Origin of the sequence: Agromyces agglutinans, from assembly GCF_009647605.1 — a bacterium.
Taxonomy (GTDB): domain Bacteria; phylum Actinomycetota; class Actinomycetes; order Actinomycetales; family Microbacteriaceae; genus Agromyces; species Agromyces agglutinans.
Genome location: NZ_WJIF01000001.1, coordinates 62,034 through 80,766 on the forward strand (window position 1 = coordinate 62,034; position 18,733 = coordinate 80,766).

The 18,733-nt window shown below is 72.0% G+C and carries 14 protein-coding genes; 6 read left to right on the forward strand and 8 right to left on the reverse strand.

What is annotated here, in order from left to right:
• The first annotated feature begins 169 nt into the window (after nt 1-169).
• Both GE115_RS00315 and GE115_RS00320 read left to right on the forward strand, forming a co-directional pair.
• Nucleotides 170-2,071 carry a CocE/NonD family hydrolase gene (locus GE115_RS00315; RefSeq protein WP_172979616.1) on the forward strand — a complete coding sequence of 634 codons (1,902 nt, stop codon included), beginning with the start codon at nt 170-172 and terminating at the stop codon, nt 2,069-2,071.
• 176 nt (nt 2,072-2,247) lie between these two features.
• Complete coding sequence (locus GE115_RS00320) at nt 2,248-2,697, forward strand: SRPBCC family protein (RefSeq protein WP_376765678.1); 450 nt, start codon at nt 2,248-2,250, stop codon at nt 2,695-2,697.
• Nucleotides 2,698-2,774: 77 nt separating this feature from the next.
• On the opposite strand, the gene GE115_RS00325 is transcribed toward GE115_RS00320, so the two are convergent.
• From GE115_RS00325 to GE115_RS00335, 3 genes are all read right to left on the reverse strand, one after another.
• Nucleotides 2,775-3,950 carry an enoyl-CoA hydratase/isomerase family protein gene (locus tag GE115_RS00325; RefSeq protein WP_312854720.1) on the reverse strand — a complete coding sequence of 392 codons (1,176 nt, stop codon included), beginning with the start codon at nt 3,948-3,950 and terminating at the stop codon, nt 2,775-2,777.
• 77 nt (nt 3,951-4,027) lie between these two features.
• On the reverse strand, nt 4,028-5,308 hold the full coding sequence (locus GE115_RS00330) for a cytochrome P450 (protein WP_153682862.1): 1,281 nt from the start codon (nt 5,306-5,308) through the stop codon (nt 4,028-4,030).
• Between the two features lie 75 nt (nt 5,309-5,383).
• Nucleotides 5,384-6,307: a DMT family transporter gene (locus GE115_RS00335; protein ID WP_153682863.1), complete on the reverse strand. Its 924-nt coding sequence runs from the start codon at nt 6,305-6,307 to the stop codon at nt 5,384-5,386.
• On the opposite strand from GE115_RS00335, the gene GE115_RS00340 reads away from it, so the two are divergent.
• The gene (locus GE115_RS00340; RefSeq protein WP_153682864.1) at nt 6,306-7,718 is read left to right on the forward strand and encodes an aminotransferase-like domain-containing protein; all 1,413 of its coding nucleotides are present in this window, start codon (nt 6,306-6,308) and stop codon (nt 7,716-7,718) included. The genes GE115_RS00335 and GE115_RS00340 overlap by 2 nt on opposite strands.
• 121 nt (nt 7,719-7,839) lie before the next feature.
• On the opposite strand, the gene GE115_RS00345 is transcribed toward GE115_RS00340, so the two are convergent.
• A complete protein-coding gene (locus GE115_RS00345) occupies nt 7,840-9,300 on the reverse strand; it encodes a flotillin family protein (protein ID WP_312854721.1) in 1,461 nt (486 codons plus the stop codon).
• Nucleotides 9,301-9,384: 84 nt separating this feature from the next.
• Complete coding sequence (locus tag GE115_RS00350; RefSeq protein ID WP_312854722.1) at nt 9,385-9,855, reverse strand: NfeD family protein; 471 nt, start codon at nt 9,853-9,855, stop codon at nt 9,385-9,387.
• A 263-nt stretch (nt 9,856-10,118) separates the two neighbouring features.
• On the opposite strand from GE115_RS00350, the gene GE115_RS00355 reads away from it, so the two are divergent.
• A complete protein-coding gene (locus GE115_RS00355; protein ID WP_172979617.1) occupies nt 10,119-13,070 on the forward strand; it encodes a DUF5979 domain-containing protein in 2,952 nt (983 codons plus the stop codon).
• 4 nt (nt 13,071-13,074) lie between these two features.
• On the opposite strand, the gene GE115_RS00360 is transcribed toward GE115_RS00355, so the two are convergent.
• Complete coding sequence (locus tag GE115_RS00360; protein WP_153682866.1) at nt 13,075-13,845, reverse strand: putative endonuclease domain-containing protein; 771 nt, start codon at nt 13,843-13,845, stop codon at nt 13,075-13,077.
• A 141-nt stretch (nt 13,846-13,986) separates the two neighbouring features.
• Here GE115_RS00360 and GE115_RS00365 point away from each other — a divergent pair, with 141 nt between their 5' ends.
• Nucleotides 13,987-15,906 carry a bifunctional 3'-5' exonuclease/DNA polymerase gene (locus tag GE115_RS00365; RefSeq protein WP_216648727.1) on the forward strand — a complete coding sequence of 640 codons (1,920 nt, stop codon included), beginning with the start codon at nt 13,987-13,989 and terminating at the stop codon, nt 15,904-15,906.
• On the opposite strand, the gene GE115_RS00370 is transcribed toward GE115_RS00365, so the two are convergent.
• Nucleotides 15,888-16,532: a PadR family transcriptional regulator gene (locus tag GE115_RS00370; protein WP_312854723.1), complete on the reverse strand. Its 645-nt coding sequence runs from the start codon at nt 16,530-16,532 to the stop codon at nt 15,888-15,890. The two genes, GE115_RS00365 and GE115_RS00370, sit on opposite strands and share 19 nt — an antisense overlap.
• A gap of 229 nt (nt 16,533-16,761) precedes the next feature.
• On the opposite strand from GE115_RS00370, the gene GE115_RS00375 reads away from it, so the two are divergent.
• Nucleotides 16,762-17,283, forward strand: a complete 522-nt coding sequence (locus GE115_RS00375; RefSeq protein WP_153682868.1) for a DUF3145 domain-containing protein — start codon at nt 16,762-16,764, stop codon at nt 17,281-17,283.
• 190 nt (nt 17,284-17,473) lie between these two features.
• On the opposite strand, the gene GE115_RS00380 is transcribed toward GE115_RS00375, so the two are convergent.
• Nucleotides 17,474-18,709 (reverse strand): beta-ketoacyl-[acyl-carrier-protein] synthase family protein, encoded by a 1,236-nt coding sequence (locus GE115_RS00380; RefSeq protein ID WP_153682869.1) that lies wholly within the window; start codon nt 18,707-18,709, stop codon nt 17,474-17,476.
• Between the last annotated feature and the right edge of the window lie 24 nt (nt 18,710-18,733).

Sequence of the window (18,733 nt, forward strand, 5' to 3'; positions counted from 1 at the left end):
GAATCCACCGGAGCGGCCGGGATATCAGTGCGGCCTTCGGCTTCTCTCGAGCCGAAGGGCGCGAGCGTTCGACGTCCCAGTACGGCAATGCAGGAAGCAACTTCGCCCTTTTTCGGACGGTGGTGTTCCCGCGACCGGGAAACCGCTGTCCTCCGACGGAAGGACCTCAGTGAAATCCAGGATTCTCGCCTACGCAGGCTCGGTGGTCATCGCCGCCCCGCTCGTACTCGTCGGGTCGGGGGTGGCCAACGCGGCACCGGAGGACAACCCACCGGTCAGCCTCGTCGACAACGTCACCGCTCCGATCTACGACTACGCCGGCGCCATTCGGGAGACGGTGTGGGTCACCGCCCCCGATCTCGACGGCGACGGTGACGAGGAGCAGGTCGCCGCCGACATCATCCGGCCCCGGGAACTCGACGGCACTGCGCGAGTCCCCATCATCATGGATGCCAGCCCCTACTACCTGAGCTCAGGGCGCGGCAACGAGGCCGAGCGCAAGCAGTACGACGCCGACGGCAACCTCGTGAAGTTCCCGCTCTACTACGACAACTACTTCGTGCCGCGCGGCTACGCGTTCGTCGCCGTCGACATGGCGGGCACGGCACGTTCGACCGGCTGCACCGACGAGGGAGGCCGTTCGGACATCGAGTCGGTCAAGGCCGTCGTGGAGTGGCTGGACGGCAAGGGCACCGCGCATGACGCGAGCGGCGCGGTCGTCGAAGCGGACTGGAGCAACGGCAAGACCGGCATGATCGGCAAGTCCTACGACGGGACCCTGGCCAACGGCGTCGCCGCGACGGGTGTCGAGAACCTCGAGACGATCGTCCCGATCAGCGCGATCAGCTCGTGGTACGACTACAACCGCTGGCAGGGTGCGGTGAAGTCCATCAATTACCCGAGCAGCCTCTCGCGTTCCGTGGCATCCAACCGCACCATCGCGACCGACTGCTCGGCGCGACTGGACTGGATGAACGCCAACGACGGTGACGAGACCGGGGCGTACACCGATTTCTGGGCCGAGCGCGACTACCGGGCGGGCAGCTACTACGACGTCTCCAAGGTCACGGCGAGCGTCTTCATCATGCACGGGTTGCAGGACACCAACGTCAAGACCATGAACGCCTCGAAGTGGTGGGAGGACCTCGGCGAGCAGGGGGTGCTCCGTAAGATGTGGCTCACCCGCCTCGGACACGTCGACCCCTTCGACTCGGAGCGCGCCCTGTGGGTCGAGACGCTGCACCGCTGGTTCGACCACGAGCTCATGGACATCGACAACGGCATCGACCGCGAGCCCGCGGTGAGCGTCGAGACGGCGCCGAACCGGTGGGAGCACTCGCCGACGTGGCCGATCGCCTCGGCCCGCACGCAGTCGCTGAACCTGCACTCCGACGGCACGATGATGCTGGGCCGGAAGGACCGCTCGACGGCCAGCTACATCAACTCGACGTCGCTGAGCGAGGCGAACGCGATCAGGATCGGCGACAACGCCAACCGCCTGCAGTTCCTCACCGGCACGACCAAGCACGACCTCCGGATCTCTGGCACGCCGACCGTCGACCTCGACGTCACGCACACCGCCCCGGTCGGCCAGGTGTCGGTCATGCTGGTCGACTACGGCGTGATGGATCGCATCAGCGCCTCCGGTGACGGCGCGCAGACGCTGGACACGGAGACCTGCTGGGGTCCGGCGACCGCGACCGACGACGCCTGCTACAAGGAGGTCGGCAAGCGCATCGCGAGCACCGAGCTGCAGGTGCTCGCTCGGGGCTGGGCTCGCCTCGACGGTGCCGGCAACCACGACGTCACCGTCGAACTGGCGGCCAACGACGTCGTCGTCCCGGCCGGCCACCAGCTCGGGCTCGTGATCAGCGGGAGCCGCAACGGGGTCCTGCCCGTCGACACCGCGGCGACGACCTACACGGTCAGCCTCGGCGACTCGAAGCTGAACCTCCCCGTCTCGGGTCCCATGGCCGGATTCGGTCCGGGTCACCTCACGGCGAAGGACACCGAGAAGCTGAGCCCGGGCACGCTGCCCGACCTCGACGCCACGGTGTGGCCGGGCCGCTGACCACCTGATCGGGAGCCCGGCGGCATACGGCTGAGACCGTGTGCCGCCGGGCTCTTTCCGCTGTCCCGGTCAAGGGGATTGCCGCGGCGCGCCTCGGCGCCGACAATCGGTCATCCGGGACGGGGCGAACGAGGCCCAGGGCCCGAACAGCTGATTCGCACGAACCGGGGGCGCCTGTGTCTGTCAATGTCCGAGCCATGACCTGTTCGCCGCGAGCGGTGTTCGACGTGCTCGCCGACGGCTGGCTCTACCCGGGCTGGGTCGTCGGCGCGTCGCGCATGCGTGACGTCGATGCGTCCTGGCCGAGCGAGGGAAGCCGGCTGCACCACTCGGTCGGCGTCTGGCCGTTGCTCATCGATGACGAGACCGTCAGCGTGGAGTGGCATCCGCCGCATCGGGCGGTGGTCCGCGCGAAGGGCTGGCCGATCGGCGAAGCCTGCGTGACGGTCGACGCTCGCCCGCGCGATTCGGGCTGCGTCGTGCGCATCCAGGAGGAAGCCGTCGAAGGGCCGGGGAGCTGGGTTCCGAGATTCCTCACGGACCCGCTGCTCTCCGTGCGGAACCGGGAGACGCTCCGGCGCCTGGCCTACCTGGCCGAGGGGCGCGAGCAGAACGGCGAGCGCTGACGCCGATCCAGGTCGTGGTCGACGCGCGGCCACGCCTGCGGCCCCGCGTGCGGCTACGCCTGCGGTCCCACCTGCGGCTACGCCTCGGTCGCCTCCTCGGGAATGCCGAGGCCACGGGGGAACACGCTGTGGCGGAGCTGGGTCTCCATCGCCGCGATGATGTCGGTGAGGTCGACGTCGGCGAGGTCCGCGGGCTTCCAGTCGGGCACGGAGCCCTGATGGAGTGTGTTGGTGTTCTGCGCGACGAGCGCCTGCACGCCGGTGAACAGGTCGGGTTGCGTGGTGAACCAGCGCGCGAGCCGGAGCTCGCGTTCGAGGGCCTCGCGCAGCGTCTCTCCGTCACGCGCGGCACGCACCGATCGCAGGGTCGCGACGAGTGCGGTCGGCGACAGCCGCAGCAGCGTGTCGGCGGCCGTGGCCGCGTTCGCGGCGGCATCCGGGTCGCTGGAGTCGGCGGCGCGCAGCCCGTCGACCTCCTCGCCGTTGGAGAACGCCCACAGCCGCTCGAGGATCGCCTCGACCGTGCCGGCCGAGTAGCACGCATCGATCCAGTCGCGCCGGTCGAGCACGGTCGCGGCACCGGCACCGGCACCGGCACCGGCACCGGCACCGGACGCGAATCGCCGGACGATCTCGTCGGGTGCGGTCACATCGTCGGCAGCCTCGAGCGCCGTCGTCAGTTCGCCGATGCGCTCGGTCGGCACCATCACGTCGGCGAAGCCGAGCGCGATCGCGTCGCCGGCCGTGAGGTCGACCGAGTTGAGCGCGAGATAGGTGCCGAGTTCGCCCGGGGTGCGCGCAAGCCGCCACGTCGCGCCGCCGTCGGGCACGAACCCATAGCCCGTCTCGGGCTGTCCGAGCTTCACCCCGTCGGTCACGACCCGCGTGGACGCGTGGCCCGCGAGTGAGATGCCGCCGCCCATGGTCATGCCGTGCATGATCGACACGACCGGCTTCGGGTACTCCGCGAGCTTCGCGATCAACCGGTACTCGTTGCGGAAGAACACCGAGCCGATCGTCATGCCCTCGGCGGCCTTCGACAGGATCTCGCGGAAGTCGCCGCCCGCGCAGAACCCGTAGTCGCCCACGCCGTCGAGGAGCACCGCCGAGACGGCGGGATCGTCGGCCCACGTGTCGAGGGTCTCCGTCATCGCCTGCATCATGGCGAGGTCGATCGCGTTGATCGAATCCGGGCGATTGAGGCTCAGGTGTCCGAGGCGGCCGACGATGACGGCGCTGAGAGGCGAATTCACGTTCGCTACGCTAACGGGCTCGGGACGGTCCTGAAGACCGGCTGCGCTCTGGTCGGTCGCATCCGACCGGATGCCGCTCAATGGAGCGGACACCGCGATCGCGCTTCGACGGTTCCGACACGACCGCCCGAGGCGGGCTTGGTCGGCAGTCGGCGACGATTCACGTCGAGTCCGTCGCTGCGGACCGTGACGCGCGGATCGCTCAGGGCGGCGACGGCGGCCGTGAGCCCGGCCACCGCGAGCTTCTCGCCCGGGCAGCGGTGACCGGTGGCGACGCCGGCGCCGCCGTGGGGGATGAACGCCGGCATCGATTCGACGTCGTCGACTCCTCGGAACCGCTCGGGATCGAACGCGTGCGGGCGCTCCCAGGAGCGGTCTTCGGTGTCGGTGCCCAGGATGTCGAGCACGACCCGGCCGCCGGCTCGGAGGGTCTCGCCGTCGAGCTCGACGTCGGTGGTCGCCCAGCCGGGGAGCATCGGCACGAACGGCGCGGTGCGCCGGATCTCCTGCGCGAACATGGTCGCCAGTGGGCCGCCCACCAGGGTTCCGCGGTCGGATGCCTCCGCGGCGACGCGCGCACGCCACTCGGGACGATCGTGCAACTCCTTCGCGGCGAACGCGACGAGTCGCGCGACCGCGATCATCGGGCGGATGCTGTTCTGCAGTTCGACGCCGGCGAGCCGGGCCGGGAGCAGGTCGCCCTCCGCGTCGCGGTGCCATGACCACGCGTGCAGCGCGGTTCCCCCTTCGGCATCGAGGGCGCCGGCGCGTACCGCCTCGACCAGGCGCTGCGCGTGCCGGTCGGACCACAGCCGATTCGCGCCGGCGAGCAGGAACCCGGGGGAGTAGGGCACCCCGAAGCCGTCGACGATCTGCGCGAGTCGCGCCGACCATCGGGTCTTCGCTGCGGCGGTTCCCGGCAGTCCCGCCCAACGCATGCTCGCGCGCCCGAACGCGCCGACCGCCGCGTCGTAGGCGGTTCGGCGACCGCCGCGGATCCAGGCGTCGAGTTCGAGGTGCCATTCCCGGTCGAGGAGCGGCACCAGTCGCTCGACCTGGCGGTCCTCGTAGGCGACGTCGACGAAGGTCGCCTTGCGATGCCGGTGCTCCGCGCCGTCGAGGCTGTGCACCGATCCGTGGCCGAAGAGGGTCTCCTGCACGATCGCCGGCATGGCGCCGTGGCGCGCGATCCGCGCGTCGTCGTAGAACAGCGCGACGCCCTCGGTCCCGCGCACGAGCAGTGCGTCGCGTCCGAGCAGTCGCATCGGCACGTCGCGGGTCCGCCGCCAGATGCTCGAACCGAAGTCGTAGCCGCGGGTGAGGATCGAGACGGTGTCGTCGTTCGTCGTTCGGCTCATGCGTCCACCGTCGCAGGGCCGGGCCGGAACTTCCACGGGGCGGCGCGCGCCCGCCCGGTGTGATATCGGCATGAATCACGGTGCTCCGGGAGTGAGCCGGGTGCGCACCGCGAGGCCCGCGCAGGCGATGACGGCGAGGCCGCCGAGCAGGGTCTGCCAGGTGACCGCCTCGCGGAGGATGAGCGCCGCCCAGAGGATGCCCATCACGGGCTGGATCAGCTGCACCTGGCTGACCTGCGCCATCGGCCCGATCGCGAGGCCGCGGTACCAGGCGAAGAAGCCGAGGAACATGCTCACCACCGCGAGGTAGGCGAACGCGAGCCACTCGACGGCGTCGGCCGTGGGTGGTTGCTGTGCGACCGAGAAGGCCGTCAGCGCGATCATCAGCGGAGCGGCGAGTACGAGCGCCCACGAGACGGTCTGCCACGATCCGATCTCGCGGGCGAGCAGGCCGCCCTCGGCGTACCCGATCGCCGCGGCGATCACGGCGGCGAACAGCAGGAGGTCCGACCAGTGCACCCCGCCCAGGCCGCCGCCCTGCAGGGACGCGAAGGCGACCCCGGCGATCGCACCGAGCACCGCGAAGAGCCAGAACGATCGGCTCGGCCGTTCGTGCCCGCGGATGACGGCCATCACGGCGGTCGCCGCCGGCAGCAGGCCGATCACGACGGCGCTGTGGCTCGCCGGCGCATCCGTGAGGGCGAAGGACGTGAGGACGGGGAATCCGACGACCACTCCGCCCGCGACGACGGCGAGGCGCACCCACTGCGGCCCCGACGGCAGGCGCTGGCGGGTCGCCGTCAGGACGACGGCCGCGAGCACGGCGGCGACCACGGCCCGGCCCGAGCCGATGAACAGGGGAGCGAACCCGCCGATGGCGACCTTGGTGAACGGCAGCGTGAACGAGAAGGCGGTGACGCCGACGAAGCCCCACCAGAGACCGGCGCGGCGCGATATCACCGACGGTGCAGGGAGGATAGCGCTACTCTGTAGTGTCATGGACAACGATAGCACCGCGCGCATCGTCGCCGGTCTGGAGGCCTGGATCGCCGCCGCGCCGCCCGGAGCGCAGGTGCCGTCGAATCGCGCGCTCATGGTCGAGTACGGCGCCAGCCCGGTCACGGTCCAGAAGGCGATGCGCCGTCTCGCCGGAGCCGGTCTCGTGGAGAGCCGGCCCGGTGTCGGCACCTTCGTCCGCGCCACGCGCACGACGCTTCCGGCCGACTACGGGTGGCAGACCACGGCACTCGGGGCGACGCAGTCGCGCGTCGCAACGCTGTCCTCCACACAGCGGGCGGTGAATCCCGACGCGATCGCACTGCATTCCGGGTACCCAGCGCGCAAGCTGCTGCCGGAAGCGCTGGTGCGCACGGCGCTGGTGCGAGCCGCGAAGACGGATGCCGCGATGACCCGATCGCCTGCGGGCGGACTGCCGGCCCTGCAGGCATGGTTCGCGTCCGAGCTGGCCGCGGAGGCGGCCCGCGGAGTGACCCCGGCGACCACGCGCGACGCGCTGATCGTCTCCGGCAGCCAGAGTGGACTGAGCTCGATCTTCCGCAGCGTCGTCGGGCCGGGGCATCCGTTGTTGATCGAATCGCCGACCTACTGGGGGGCGATCCTCGCGGCCGAACAGGCCGGGGTGACGCTGGTGCCGGTGGCGACGGGCCCGGCGGGCCCCGACCCCGACGAGGTCGAGCGTGCGCTCGCCCGCACGGGAGCTCGCGCGTTCTACGCGCAGCCCCGATTCGCCAACCCGACGGGCGGGCGATGGTCGTCCCAGACGGGCCACGACGTGCTCGAGATCGTCCGCAGGCATGGCGCGTTCCTCGTCGAGGACGACTGGGCCCACGACCTCGCCATGGACGCGGCACCCCGCCCGATCGCCGCGCACGACGACGACGGCCACGTCATCTACCTGCGCTCGCTGACGAAGAGCGTCTCGCCCGCACTCCGCGTGGCCGCGGTGATCGCTCGCGGCCCGGCGCGCGAGCGCGTCCTCGCCGATCGGGCGGCTGAGTCGATGTACGTGAGCGGGCACCTGCAGGCCGCGGCGCTCGACGTCGTCACCCGCCCCGCCTGGAGCGGCCACCTGCGTGGGTTCCGGCAGCAGTTGCGCGAGCGCCGCGACCTCCTGCTCGGGAGTCTGCGCGAGCACGCGCCGATCGTGCAGGTCGAGACCGTGCCATCGGGAGGCCTGAACCTGTGGGTGCGCCTGCCAGACGGCACGGACGTCGACGCGGTGGTACGGGAATGCTCACTGCGAGGCCTCGAGATCGCCCCCGGCGCCGAGTGGTTCCCGGCGGAGGCGTCGGGCCCGTTCGTCCGACTGAACTACTCCGGCGAGAGCCCCGAACGATTCCCCGAGGCCGCGCGAATCCTCGGCGCGGTGGCCGGCGCCGCGACGCGCTGAGTCGCCGAGTCGCGCTCCGCCGGGGCGGCGCGCAGGGCTGCCGTCACGGGCTGCGGACCCCGCACGATACGGCGAAGGGGTGGAGGCTCGCGCCTCCACCCCTTTCACGACGCGGGTCGCGTCAGTCCTTCGCGACCTCGGCCTTGGCTGCGAGCTGCCCGCCGGCGAGTCCGGCGAGGATCGCTCCGACATCGAGACCGGTGAGCGACTTCACGACCTGCGTGCCCTCGCCGAGGACCTGACCGACCGTCTTGGTGACGGCGCTCGCGCCGTCGGTCGACACGACCGTGAGGTGGTCGATGTTGCTGATCGGCTCCGCCGCGGCGCGCACGATCTCGGGCAGGCGCGAGATGATCTCCTGCGCCAGGGCGGCCTCGCCGTACTTCTTCAGCGCCTGGGCCTTCGCATCGGTCGCGGTGGCGTCGGCGAGGCCCTCGGCCTGGATGGCGGCGGCGCGCGCCTCACCCTCGGCGCGGATACCGGCCGCGAGGGCGACCTGGCGGTCGCGCTCGGCCTCGCCGGAGACGCGAACGGACGTCGCCGCTGCCTCGGCGTCTTGGACGGCAGCGACCTTGTTGGCCTCGGCGATCTTGGTGCGCTTGTAGGCGTCGGCTTCGGTCGCGGCGTTCGCGGCGTCGCGCTGAGCGTTGGCGCGCTGCACCTCGGCGTACGCCTCGGCCTCGGCGGGCTTGCGGATGTCGATGTCGAGGCGCTCCTGCGTGACGAGGGCCTGCTCGGAGAGCGCGTCGCGCTCCTGCACCGCGACGAGCTTGTCTTGCTCGGCCTTGGCGAGCATGCCGGCCGCCTCCGCCTCGGCGTTCGCCCGGTCGGTCTCGGCCTTGATGCCGGCCTGCTTGAGGCTCAGCGCCTTCTGGCGTTCGGCGATCTGCTCGGCGGCCTCGATGCGGGCGAACTCGCTCGCGCGGGCGGCCTCGGCCTCGCTGACCTCGGCGACCTGGCGGGCGCGGGCGGCCTCGGCGCGACCGAGGTTGGCGAGGTAGTCGCTGCCGGGCGTCGAGATGTCGGAGATGTTGAGCAGGTCGACCTGCAGGCCCTGCTCGGCCAGATCGGCCTTGGTCTCGGCGACGACCCGGTCGGAGAGGCCCTTGCGGTCGGAGATGATCTGCTCGATCGGCATGTCGCCGACGATCGAGCGGAGCGAGCCCTCGAGGGACTCCTTGGTGATCTCGGTCAGGAGGTCCTGTTGCGAGAGGAAGCGCTGCGCGGCACGGCGGACGCCGTCTTCGGTGCCCGACACCTTGAAGTTGATCGAGGCCTTGATGGCGATCTTGATGCGGTTCTTGTCGACGCCCTCGACGGTGATGCCGATCTGGCGTTGCTCGAGCGAGATGGCGTAGCCCTGCTGCAGGATCGGCCAGACGAACGTGCGGCCGCCGATCACGACTCGCTGGCCGATGGGTGCCTCGCCGGCCGCCGGCCTGCCGGCGCCGCGGCCGACGATGACGAGCGCCTCGTTCGGCGGGACGCGGCGGATGCGCCGCGCGATGAAGGAGAGCAGGCCGATGATCGCGACGGCGACCGCGGCGACCGCGATGATCTGGATCCATTCGGGGGACAGCACAGTGGACTCGTTTCAGGGTCGAGGGCGGGGGAGCCGGAGGGGTGAGAACGGGATCGAGCAGGGAGGAGGTGTTCGGGTGGTCGGTCAGTCGGCCGCGACCTTCACCCGCGCGCCGGCCTGCGCGACGACGCGGATGCGGATGCCCGCGGCCAGCGGCGTCTCGGCGAAGGCGAGCCGCCGCTCGACCTCGCCCGGTCCGTCGAGTCGGACCTCGCCGCTCTCAGCGGTGACCGGCGAGGTCGTCACGCCGGTGAGGCCGACGGCGCTCGCGGGGATGCCGTCGGAGCTGCGCGTGAGACTGCGGATGGCGAGCACTGAGACGACGTAGGCGACGATCGCGAGCGCGATCGAGAGCACGTACGCCCAGATCAGGTCGAGTCCGGTGGAGGCGACGACCGCGCCGGATGCCCCGAAGACCACGAGCCCGACCGCGAGCGCGGTGCCCGAGAGTGCGCCGTCGCCGACACCGAGGTGGTCGAGCACGTCGCCGATGACGAGCGAGACCAGGAGGAGGGCGAGGCCGATGCCTCCGACGATGAGGAACGGGAGCAGCACGCCGACGGGCCTTTCGGGTGGGTTGGACGAGCCGGGGCCGGGCTCGGGGTGAGCTCACCCTACTGAAGATCGCGCAGGGGGGCGCGGAGTTCTCCACCGATCGACGATCGCCCAGACGATGGAAGCCCGGCGCCGAGTGTGATTGGCTTGGCACGGGGTATCCGCAGACGGCGCCGGCCCATCGACGTCGCGCAGACGGTGCACCTGTTCCGGGGGGACCAATGGGGAAGCGTCGCTGGCGTGGACTGATCGCAGCCGTCGGGGTGGCCGTACTGGCAGGAACCTGGGCGACGGCGACCGCATCGGCGGAGCCGGCGGCATCCGCACCACGGACCGCGGCGGTGCGGGCCGCCCTGCCGGCCGGCATGGTCGGCGTGAACCCGTTCACCCTGTCGGGCGGATTCACCGTCTACGCGATCGACGACGCCGTGCTCGCCAACACCGAGTTCGAGGGCAGCATCGCGGTCGGCGACCAGCTCCGGGTGACCCAGCAGGCCTCCTACCAGTTCGCACACGTGATCGCCGGCACCGGCAGCTACGTGCTGCCCACCATCGACGGCGACCCGACGCGCGTGCTCGCCGGGTCGTACGACCCGAATCCCGCCACGAACTCGGGTCGTGTCGAGATCACGAGTGCCGGCGCCACCGAGCCGGCACAGGTCGGCGACCTGAAGCTCGTCGACCGCACGACCCCGTTCACCTCCTTCACGCGCGCGTCGTGGTTGCGGTACGCGCTCGCGCAGGGCTCGGACACGCCACCCCTGATCGATGCGCAGAACCAGGAGTATCCCGACGACGCGCAGCCCCCGACGAGCTCGGCCGGCGACGGCAGCATCTACACGTACGACACCGGTGAAGACACGGCCTCCGTGGTCGCGAGCTACGTCCAGGCGAACGCCCAGGCACGCGAAGACGAGATCGACCAGTGCCTCATCGACATCATCGACCCTGAGAGCCCGAACGGGTACCCCGTCGAGATCGCCGAGGATGCCGGTGACCGGATCGTGCTGGGCACGCTGTCGCCCGACCAGCCGAACATCGTGCAGTACGCCGACATCGCCGGTGCCCGCCTGCTGCAGTTCTCCGACGGCACGCCCGGCCCCTCGAACCCGCTCGTCATCCACGTCGAGCCGGGCACCACGTCGATCCTGCCGCCGGCGATCGACCCCGAGGGAACCTACTCGCCGTACGTGCTCTGGGACCTGTCGCAGGTCAGCGGCCCGGTCGCGTTCAGCACCGACGGTCGCGGTGACGGCTCGATCTACGCGCCGAACGCCGATCTCAGCATCATCGCGCAACCCTGGGACGGCCAGATCATCGCGAACTCCGTGATGATCGCCGGCGGTGAGGTGCACTCGTACCTGTTCGCCGGCGGCCTGCCCTGCGACGCCCCGGTCGATTCGGGCACATTCTCCGTGGCGAAGGAGCTCGCGGGCGTCGAAGCGTCGGCGCTCGCACCGGGCACGGTGTTCGAGGTCCGGTACCTGGCGCTCGCTCCCGACGGCACGTTGTCGTCGGGCCTACTCGAGTTGAGCCCCGACGGCACGCCGGTCTCGCCCGGCGTCGACTTCCCGTTCGGAACGCGCGTCGCAGTCTACGAGTTGCCGCCCGACGACGCGGCACTCCCGCCGGAGCTCGCGTGGAGCGAGGTCTCCTGGAGCGGCGACACGTCGTTCACGATCGACTCGACGCATCCGTCGGTGAGTCTCGTGGTCACCGACACCGCGGCACTCGTGCCCGCCGGGTTCAGCGTGACGAAGTCGCTCACCGGCTCGGGTGCCACCGCCGTGCCCTCCGGTGAGGAGTTCACCGTCGAGTACACCGTGAACGGCGGCGCACCGACCGACCTGGTCATCAGGCCCGACGAGCCGGCCCTCGTCGACGATCTCGTCGCCGGCGATGTGGTGACGATCTCGGAGCTGACGCCGCCCGAGGTCGAGGGCATCGCCTGGGGTACGCCGACGTGGACCGTCGGCGGCGAGCCCGTCGTTCCGGGTGAGAACGGCGAGATCACCTTCACCCTGGTCGGCGGCGAGACGATCGCCGTCGGGTTGACGAATACCGCTGAGGCCGTCGGGTGGGTTTCGATCTCGAAGACCGTCATCGGCGACGGTGTGAGCGTCCTTCCCGACGGCCTCGAGTTCCCGCTCGTGTACTCGCTCGACGGCGGACCCGAGACGACCGCTGCCATCCCGGCCGATGAGGTGATCACCGTGGGCGGCATCCCCGCGGGAACGGTCGTGACGGTGCGGGAGGGCACGCTGCCCGACGTACCCGGTGTGGCGTGGGGAACGCCCGGGTGGACCGTCGACGGTGTTCCACTGGTCCCCGACGCGGCCGGCAACGTGACCTTCGTCGTCCAGCCGGGCAGCACGGTGGCGCTCGCACTCACCAACACGGCGAACGGGTTCGGGTCGCTCTCGTTCGTGAAGACGCTCACCGGTCCGGCATCAGACCTCGTCCCTGCCGATACCGTTTATCCCATCGAGTACCGGGTGTCCGAGGGGCCGGTGACCACCGGGGAGGTGACGACCGGCCGCCCGGTCGAGGCCTCAGGCTTTCCGACCGGCGTCGCGGTGTGGGCCCGTGAGGGCGCGCCGCCCGAGATCCCGGGCGTCGAGTGGGGAGAGCCGCAGTGGACGATCGATGGTGAGCCGGTGACGCCCGACGCCGACGGCTGGGTGACCTTCATGGCGGAGACCGGCACGACGGTCGAGATCGCGCTCGAGAACGACGCGGAGTTCGGTCCTGGCGGGTTCACCGTGACGAAGGCGATCACCGGTGACGGCGCCTCGGTCGTTCCGCCCGGCACCCAGTTCACCGTGGGCTACCGGGTCGACGACGGCCCGGAGCAGTCGCTCGTCGTCGGCGTCGGTGAGCCGGCAACGGTCGGCGACCTGCCCCTGGGGTCGACCGTCACCTTCACGGAGGCGGCGCCGCCCGAGGTTGCCGACATCGAATGGGGAACCCCGGTGTGGAAGGTCGACGGCGTCACCGTGAGCGATCCGACGATCACGATCGGCGCCGGCCAGGTCGTCGCCGTCGAGTTGCAGAACACGGCGGATGCCCCGGACACGCCGGGCTCGCTCCCGGCGGCCGGGTTCGCTGCCGGGGTTCCGCTGACGGTGGCGGCGATCGCCGTGCTGCTCGGTCTCGCGCTGCTCGCGGCTCGTAGCCGCTCGCGTGGCTCGCGATCCGAGCAGGGCAGCGCCTGACCGCTCAGCGGTACCCGGAGGCCGCCGTCGGCGTGCGCGTCAGTGCGTCGACGGCGGTGTCGCCGCGGATCGTGCGCATGAGCCGGACCACCTCGTCGGCGATGTCGCCGGTGATGGCGCGACAGGCCACGCTGTAGGGGCCCATCGGACCGAGTCCACCGCCTCGCACGCGGATGACCTCCCAGCCGACCTCGCGCAGCGCGTCGTCTTTGTCGAGGTCGGACGCCTCCTTCAGGCCGAGGTGGGCCCGGCGCGACCGGCCGGGGTCGTCGTACTCGATCGCGATGCGCAGTTGCGGCACGAGGATGTCGGGCCAGACCTCGCTGCGGCCGTGGAACGTGCGGGCGATGCGCACGGCATTGACCCGGTGGTGGAGCACGAGGCGCTCGTCGAGCAGCGCACGAAGCCGCTGTTCGGTCATCGACGTGCGCGTGCGGAGGCCGGGCTTCATGAACGGCACGCCGGCTTCGGCGAGCGCGGCCGGGGCGACCGCACTCAGCCGGCACTTCTCGCACCCGGTGCCCGTCAGCACCTGCATGACGCTCGCGCGGTAGCGGTCGTGCCCGCGGCGGCACCGCCAGTCGTACTCGGCGCCGAGGCGCGTCTCGACGGCGAGCGCCGACCGCTCGCCGGGCGCCACGCGGCGCAGGAGCTCCTCGCGGGATCGCTGCGTCTCGTGCACGAGCATGCACACGGGGCATCCGCGCCGCAGCCGCACCGTGCCGGGTGCGCCCGCCGGTGCGCCGTGCCCGCACGCGAAGGCCACCGCCGTCATCCGTCCTCCCGCTTCCGCATGGCGGCATCCTCGCAGCGGCGACCGACATGGATGCCTCGCGCCAGCCCTGATGCCGCCACGACGGCGTCGGCGGCACCCGGGCCGGATCCCGGTGTCGGCGGAGTCGGGCACGATGGAGGAGTGCGGATCGTCCTCGGAGCGGCCGGCGCGGGTCGCGTGGCGGTCGTGCCGGTGCCCGACGCCCCCGTGCCGGCAGGCGAACAGACCGTGATCGAACCCCTCGCGGTGGTACCGTTCGCCGAACTCCCGCGGGTCGTGCGCGAGCTCGAATCCTCTCGCCCTCGATGGGTGTGGGATGACACGCGCGTTCGCTACCCGCAGTTGGTCGCCGTCGGAGTGATCGTGGAGCGGGTCCACGATCTCCGGCTCGTCGGGGCGATCCTCGAGCACTCGACGCTGACCGAGGCCGCGCGCAGCGGCCTCCCGGCGCGCCCGGCCTGGCTCGCCCCAGGGCCGGCCGAGAACGCCGTCGGCGCGTCGGCTTCCCCCGCCGGCGTGCTCCCCGACGCGCCCGGCCACGCGGGCGCGGGCGGCGCGCCCACGCTGTTCGACCTCGTCCCGCCCGCCGATGCGTCGACCGACGGGCCCGAGAGGCCCGATGTGCGCGACCGCCGTGAGCGCTCCGCCGGCGCCGGCGCCGTGCACGCCGATGTCGCCCTCGACGACCCCGTCCGCGCCACGGCCGGCGCCGGCCGAGCCGCTCTCGCGCCGGTCGCCGAGGTGCTCGCCGAGTTGGCGCGACAGGACGCGCTCGTCGCCGAGAGTGCCGCACCCGCCAAGCTGCGCCTGCTCGCCGCGGCCGAATCGGCCGGAGCATTGATCGGCGTCGAGATGCAGGCCGCCGGCCTGCCCTGGAGCGTCGACGTGCACGAGCGCGTGCTCGAGGCCGAACTCGGCCCGCGTCCGTCGCCGGGCGCGAAGCCGGCCCGAATGGCCGCGATCGCGGCAGAGGTGCGGGCGGCGCTCGAGGCGCCGGCGCTCAACCTCGACTCGCAGGTGGACCTGCTGCGGGCGCTGCGCAACGCGGGGCTCGACGTCGCCTCGACCGGCAAGTGGGAACTGCAAGAGCTCGAGCACCCGGCGATCCCGCCGTTGCTGGCGTACAAGAAGCTCGCGCGCCTGCTGAGCGCGAACGGATGGGCCTGGCTCGAGGAATGGGTCGCCGACGGCCGGTTCCGGGCGGAGTACGTGCCGGGCGGCACGGCGACCGGGCGCTGGGCGACGTCGGGCGGCGGGGCGCTGCAGCTGCCGAAGCAGGTGCGGCGCGCGGTGGTCGCCGACCCGGGCTGGTGCCTCGTGGTCGCCGATGCCGCGCAGCTGGACCCGCGCGTGCTGGCGGGTCTTTCGGGCGACGCGGCGATGGCGGCGGCCGGGCGCGGCCGCGACCTGTACTCCGGGCTCGTCGAGTCCGGCGTCGTCGCCGACCGGGCACAGGCGAAGGTCGCGATCCTCGGCGCGATGTACGGCGCGACCTCGGGCGACAGCGGCCGCCTCGTGCCACGGCTGGCACGGGCCTATCCGCGCGCCATGGCGCTCGTCGACCGCGCGGCCGCCGATGGCGAGCGCGGCCGGCGCGTGACGACGTTGCTCGGGCGATCGTCACCGCTCCCGCCGGCGACCTGGTGGCAGGGGCAGGCGCGAGCCGCCGATCCCGAGGCGACCGGCGTCGACGAGCGTCGAGCGCGCTCGTCGGCGCGAGAATGGGGCCGGTTCACGCGCAACTTCGTCGTGCAGGGCAGTTCCGCGGAGTGGGCGCTCTGCTGGATGGCGGCCCTGCGCGCGCGGCTCGCCGCGCTCGGCGCGCAGGCACCCGCTGAACGGCCGGCCGCCGCGTCTGGCGTCGCCTTCGCGCGGATGCCGCACCTCGTGTACTTCCTGCACGACGAGCTCATCGTGCACACGCCCGCCGAGCACGCGGAGCGCGTGGCCCAAGCGGTGCGCGAGACGGCCGTCGAGGCGGGCAGGTTGCTGTTCGGCGGATTCCCCGTGGAGTTCCCGCTCGGGCTGCGCGTCGTGGGCAGCTACGCCGACGTGGAGTGAGGGGAGGGGCCGGACTCGTCGGGCTCGCCGGCGGAAGTGGCTCCGACACCCGCCGCGGCGGCGCGCGAACCCGGCCGACGGCCCCGCCGGGGGCGATCGGCAGACGGCGCGAACGGCGCCGGCGCCGCGTGCTCCACCGCGGCCAGCCAGCCCAGCGCGGCGTCGGCGCGCTGCACCTCCGCCGCTGCTGCGAGCCGGGCGAGCCCGTCGCCGGCTGCCTCGGCCGGGGCGGCCGCACGCGCGGCCGAGTCGTCACGCCGGGTCATCCACCTCGCGCGCTCGCCCGCGAGAACTGCTCCGAGATCCGTGCCGGGCAGCGAAGCGGCGATCAGCACGCGATCGACGGTCTCGTCCCACGGGTCGGTGCCCGAGGCATCCGCCCCGCCCAGCCAGGCCGCGGCGGCGTCGCGACCGGCGTCGGTGAGCCGGTGCAGGGGCAACCCGTCGTCGGTGCTGCCCGCGGGTTCGATGAGCCTCCGCGAGGTCAGCCGGTCGAGGGTCGCGTACGTCTGGCCGACGTTGATCTCGCGGCGAGCGCCCGTGCGCGCCGCCAGCTCGCCGTGCAGCTGGAACCCGTAGGCGGGCCCTGCAGTGAGGAGGGCGACCAGTGCGTCGCGGACGGCCACGGGGAAGGCTCCTGACTGTGCTTACGGGGAGGAAGAACTCCTCGCCGAGTATAGGGTTCGATGCGCACCCCAGGGCGGATGCGAGGCCGTTCCGGCGATCTACTTGTCCGATGGCCTGATCCGCGGCATAATCGCCGATGACGGCTCGCCGTCGACAACCGAACATGCATCGCCGTCCGGGCGTTCCGAGGTCGTAGGGGAAGACGCACCTCACGGAACGGAGATCGAGATGGCGGAAGAGTTCACGCGGGCAGCGCGCGCCGCGCGAGGCGTGCTGTACGTGCACTCCTCGCCGAAGGCGATGTGCCCGCACGTCGAATGGGCGGCAGGCGGTGCCCTCGGGGTGCCCGTGAACTTCGACTGGAGCGAGCAGCCGGTGTTGCCGGGCTCGCTGCGCGCGGAGTTCACGTGGGAGGGCCGGGTCGGCGACGGCGCGCGCATCGCTTCGTCCCTGCGCGGATGGCCCCAGCTGCGCTTCGAGGTGAGCGAGGATCCGACCCCGGAATCCGACGGTGCTCGCTGGATGCACACCCCCGAGCTCGGCGTGTTCTTCGCGCAGACCGACACCGCGGGCAACACCGTGATCCCCGAGGACCGCGTCCGCTATGCGATGGAGATCGCCGGTCACGATGCCGCAGAGCTGCACCGCGAACTTCGCCTGGCGCTCGGCCAGGCGTGGGACGACGAGCTCGAACCGTTCCGGCACGCGAGCGACTTCGCGCCCGTGGTCTGGCTGCACCGCGTGGGGTGAGAGGCCGCGGCGCGGCCCGGTGGCGCGACGCGAGGATCGGTGAGCAGTCCCGGTCGGCGCACGAGCGAAACCCCCGCACCGCGACGAAGGGGCCCGGGATGATTCCCGGGCCCCTTCGTCATGCGAGGAGCGGACCCGCGACGTGCGCGGCAGCCGACCCGGACGTCGGTGCCGGCGCGCCGACTGCGCGTCAGACGGAGCGGAACGCCGCGACGGCGTTGTGCCCGCCGAACCCGAACGAGTTCGAGATCGCCAGCTGCGGGCCGTCGCCGAGCGGCTGCGGCTCGCCCGACACCAGCAGCGGGATCTCGGGATCCTGCGTTGAGAGGTTGATCGTCGGTGGGGCGACCCGGTTCTGGATCGCAAGCACCGTGAAGACGGCCTCGAGGGCGCCCGTGCCGCCCAGCAGGTGGCCCGTCGAGGCCTTCGTCGCCGAGATCGGGATCTCGTGGACGCGGTCGCCGAAGACGTTGCGCAGCGCCACGTACTCGGCGATGTCGCCGACGGGCGTGCTGGTCGCGTGGGCATTGATGTGGGTGACCTCGTCGGGCTGGGCACCGGCCTGCGCGAGCGCGTCGAGCACGGCTCGTGACGCACCCCGGCCCTCGGGGTCGTTCGCCGTGATGTGGTAGGAGTCGGCGCTCACCGCACCGCCCGCGAGCTCGGCGTAGATGCGAGCGCCGCGCGCGAGTGCGTGCTCCTCGGTCTCGAGCACGAGGCTCGCGGCACCCTCGCCCATGACGAAGCCGTCGCGGTCGACGCTGTACGGGCGCGACGCCGTCGCCGGGTCGTCGTTGCGCCGCGAGAGCGCCTGCATCGACGAGAAGGACGCGAGCGTGATCGGGTGCACGGCCGACTCGGAGCCACCCGCGATGACGACGTCGGCGAGGCCGAGCTGCAGGTGCTCGTACGCGTTCGCGATCGACTCCGTGCTCGACGCGCACGCGGAGGCCACGGTACGGGCGAAGGCGCGGGCCTCGAAGTGCATCGAGATCGCCGCGGATGCCGCATTCGGCATCAGCATCGGAACGGTCATCGGCAGCACGCGCCGGGGTCCGCGCTCGCGCAGCGTGTCCCAGGCGTCGAGGAGCGTCCAGATGCCGCCGATGCCGGTGGCGTAGTCGACGCCGAGCCGCTCGGGCGCCACGTCGGGCGCGCCGGCGTCCGCCCAGGCCTCCTTCGCGGAGATGAGCGCGAACTGGCTCGACGGGTCGAGCCGCTTGGCGACCGGGCGCTCGAGGACCTCTTCGGGCCGCACCTTCGCCTCGGCGGCGAACTGCACCGGCAGGTCGTATTGGGCGACCCACTCGTGCTCGAGCGTGCGCGCGCCGGACTCGCCGGCGAGCAGGGCATTCCAACTGTCACGGGCGGTGCCGCCGAGCGGCGACGTCGCACCGATGCCCGTGATCACGATCTTCTTGGTCATTCGTGGAGACTCCGATGGAGGGAC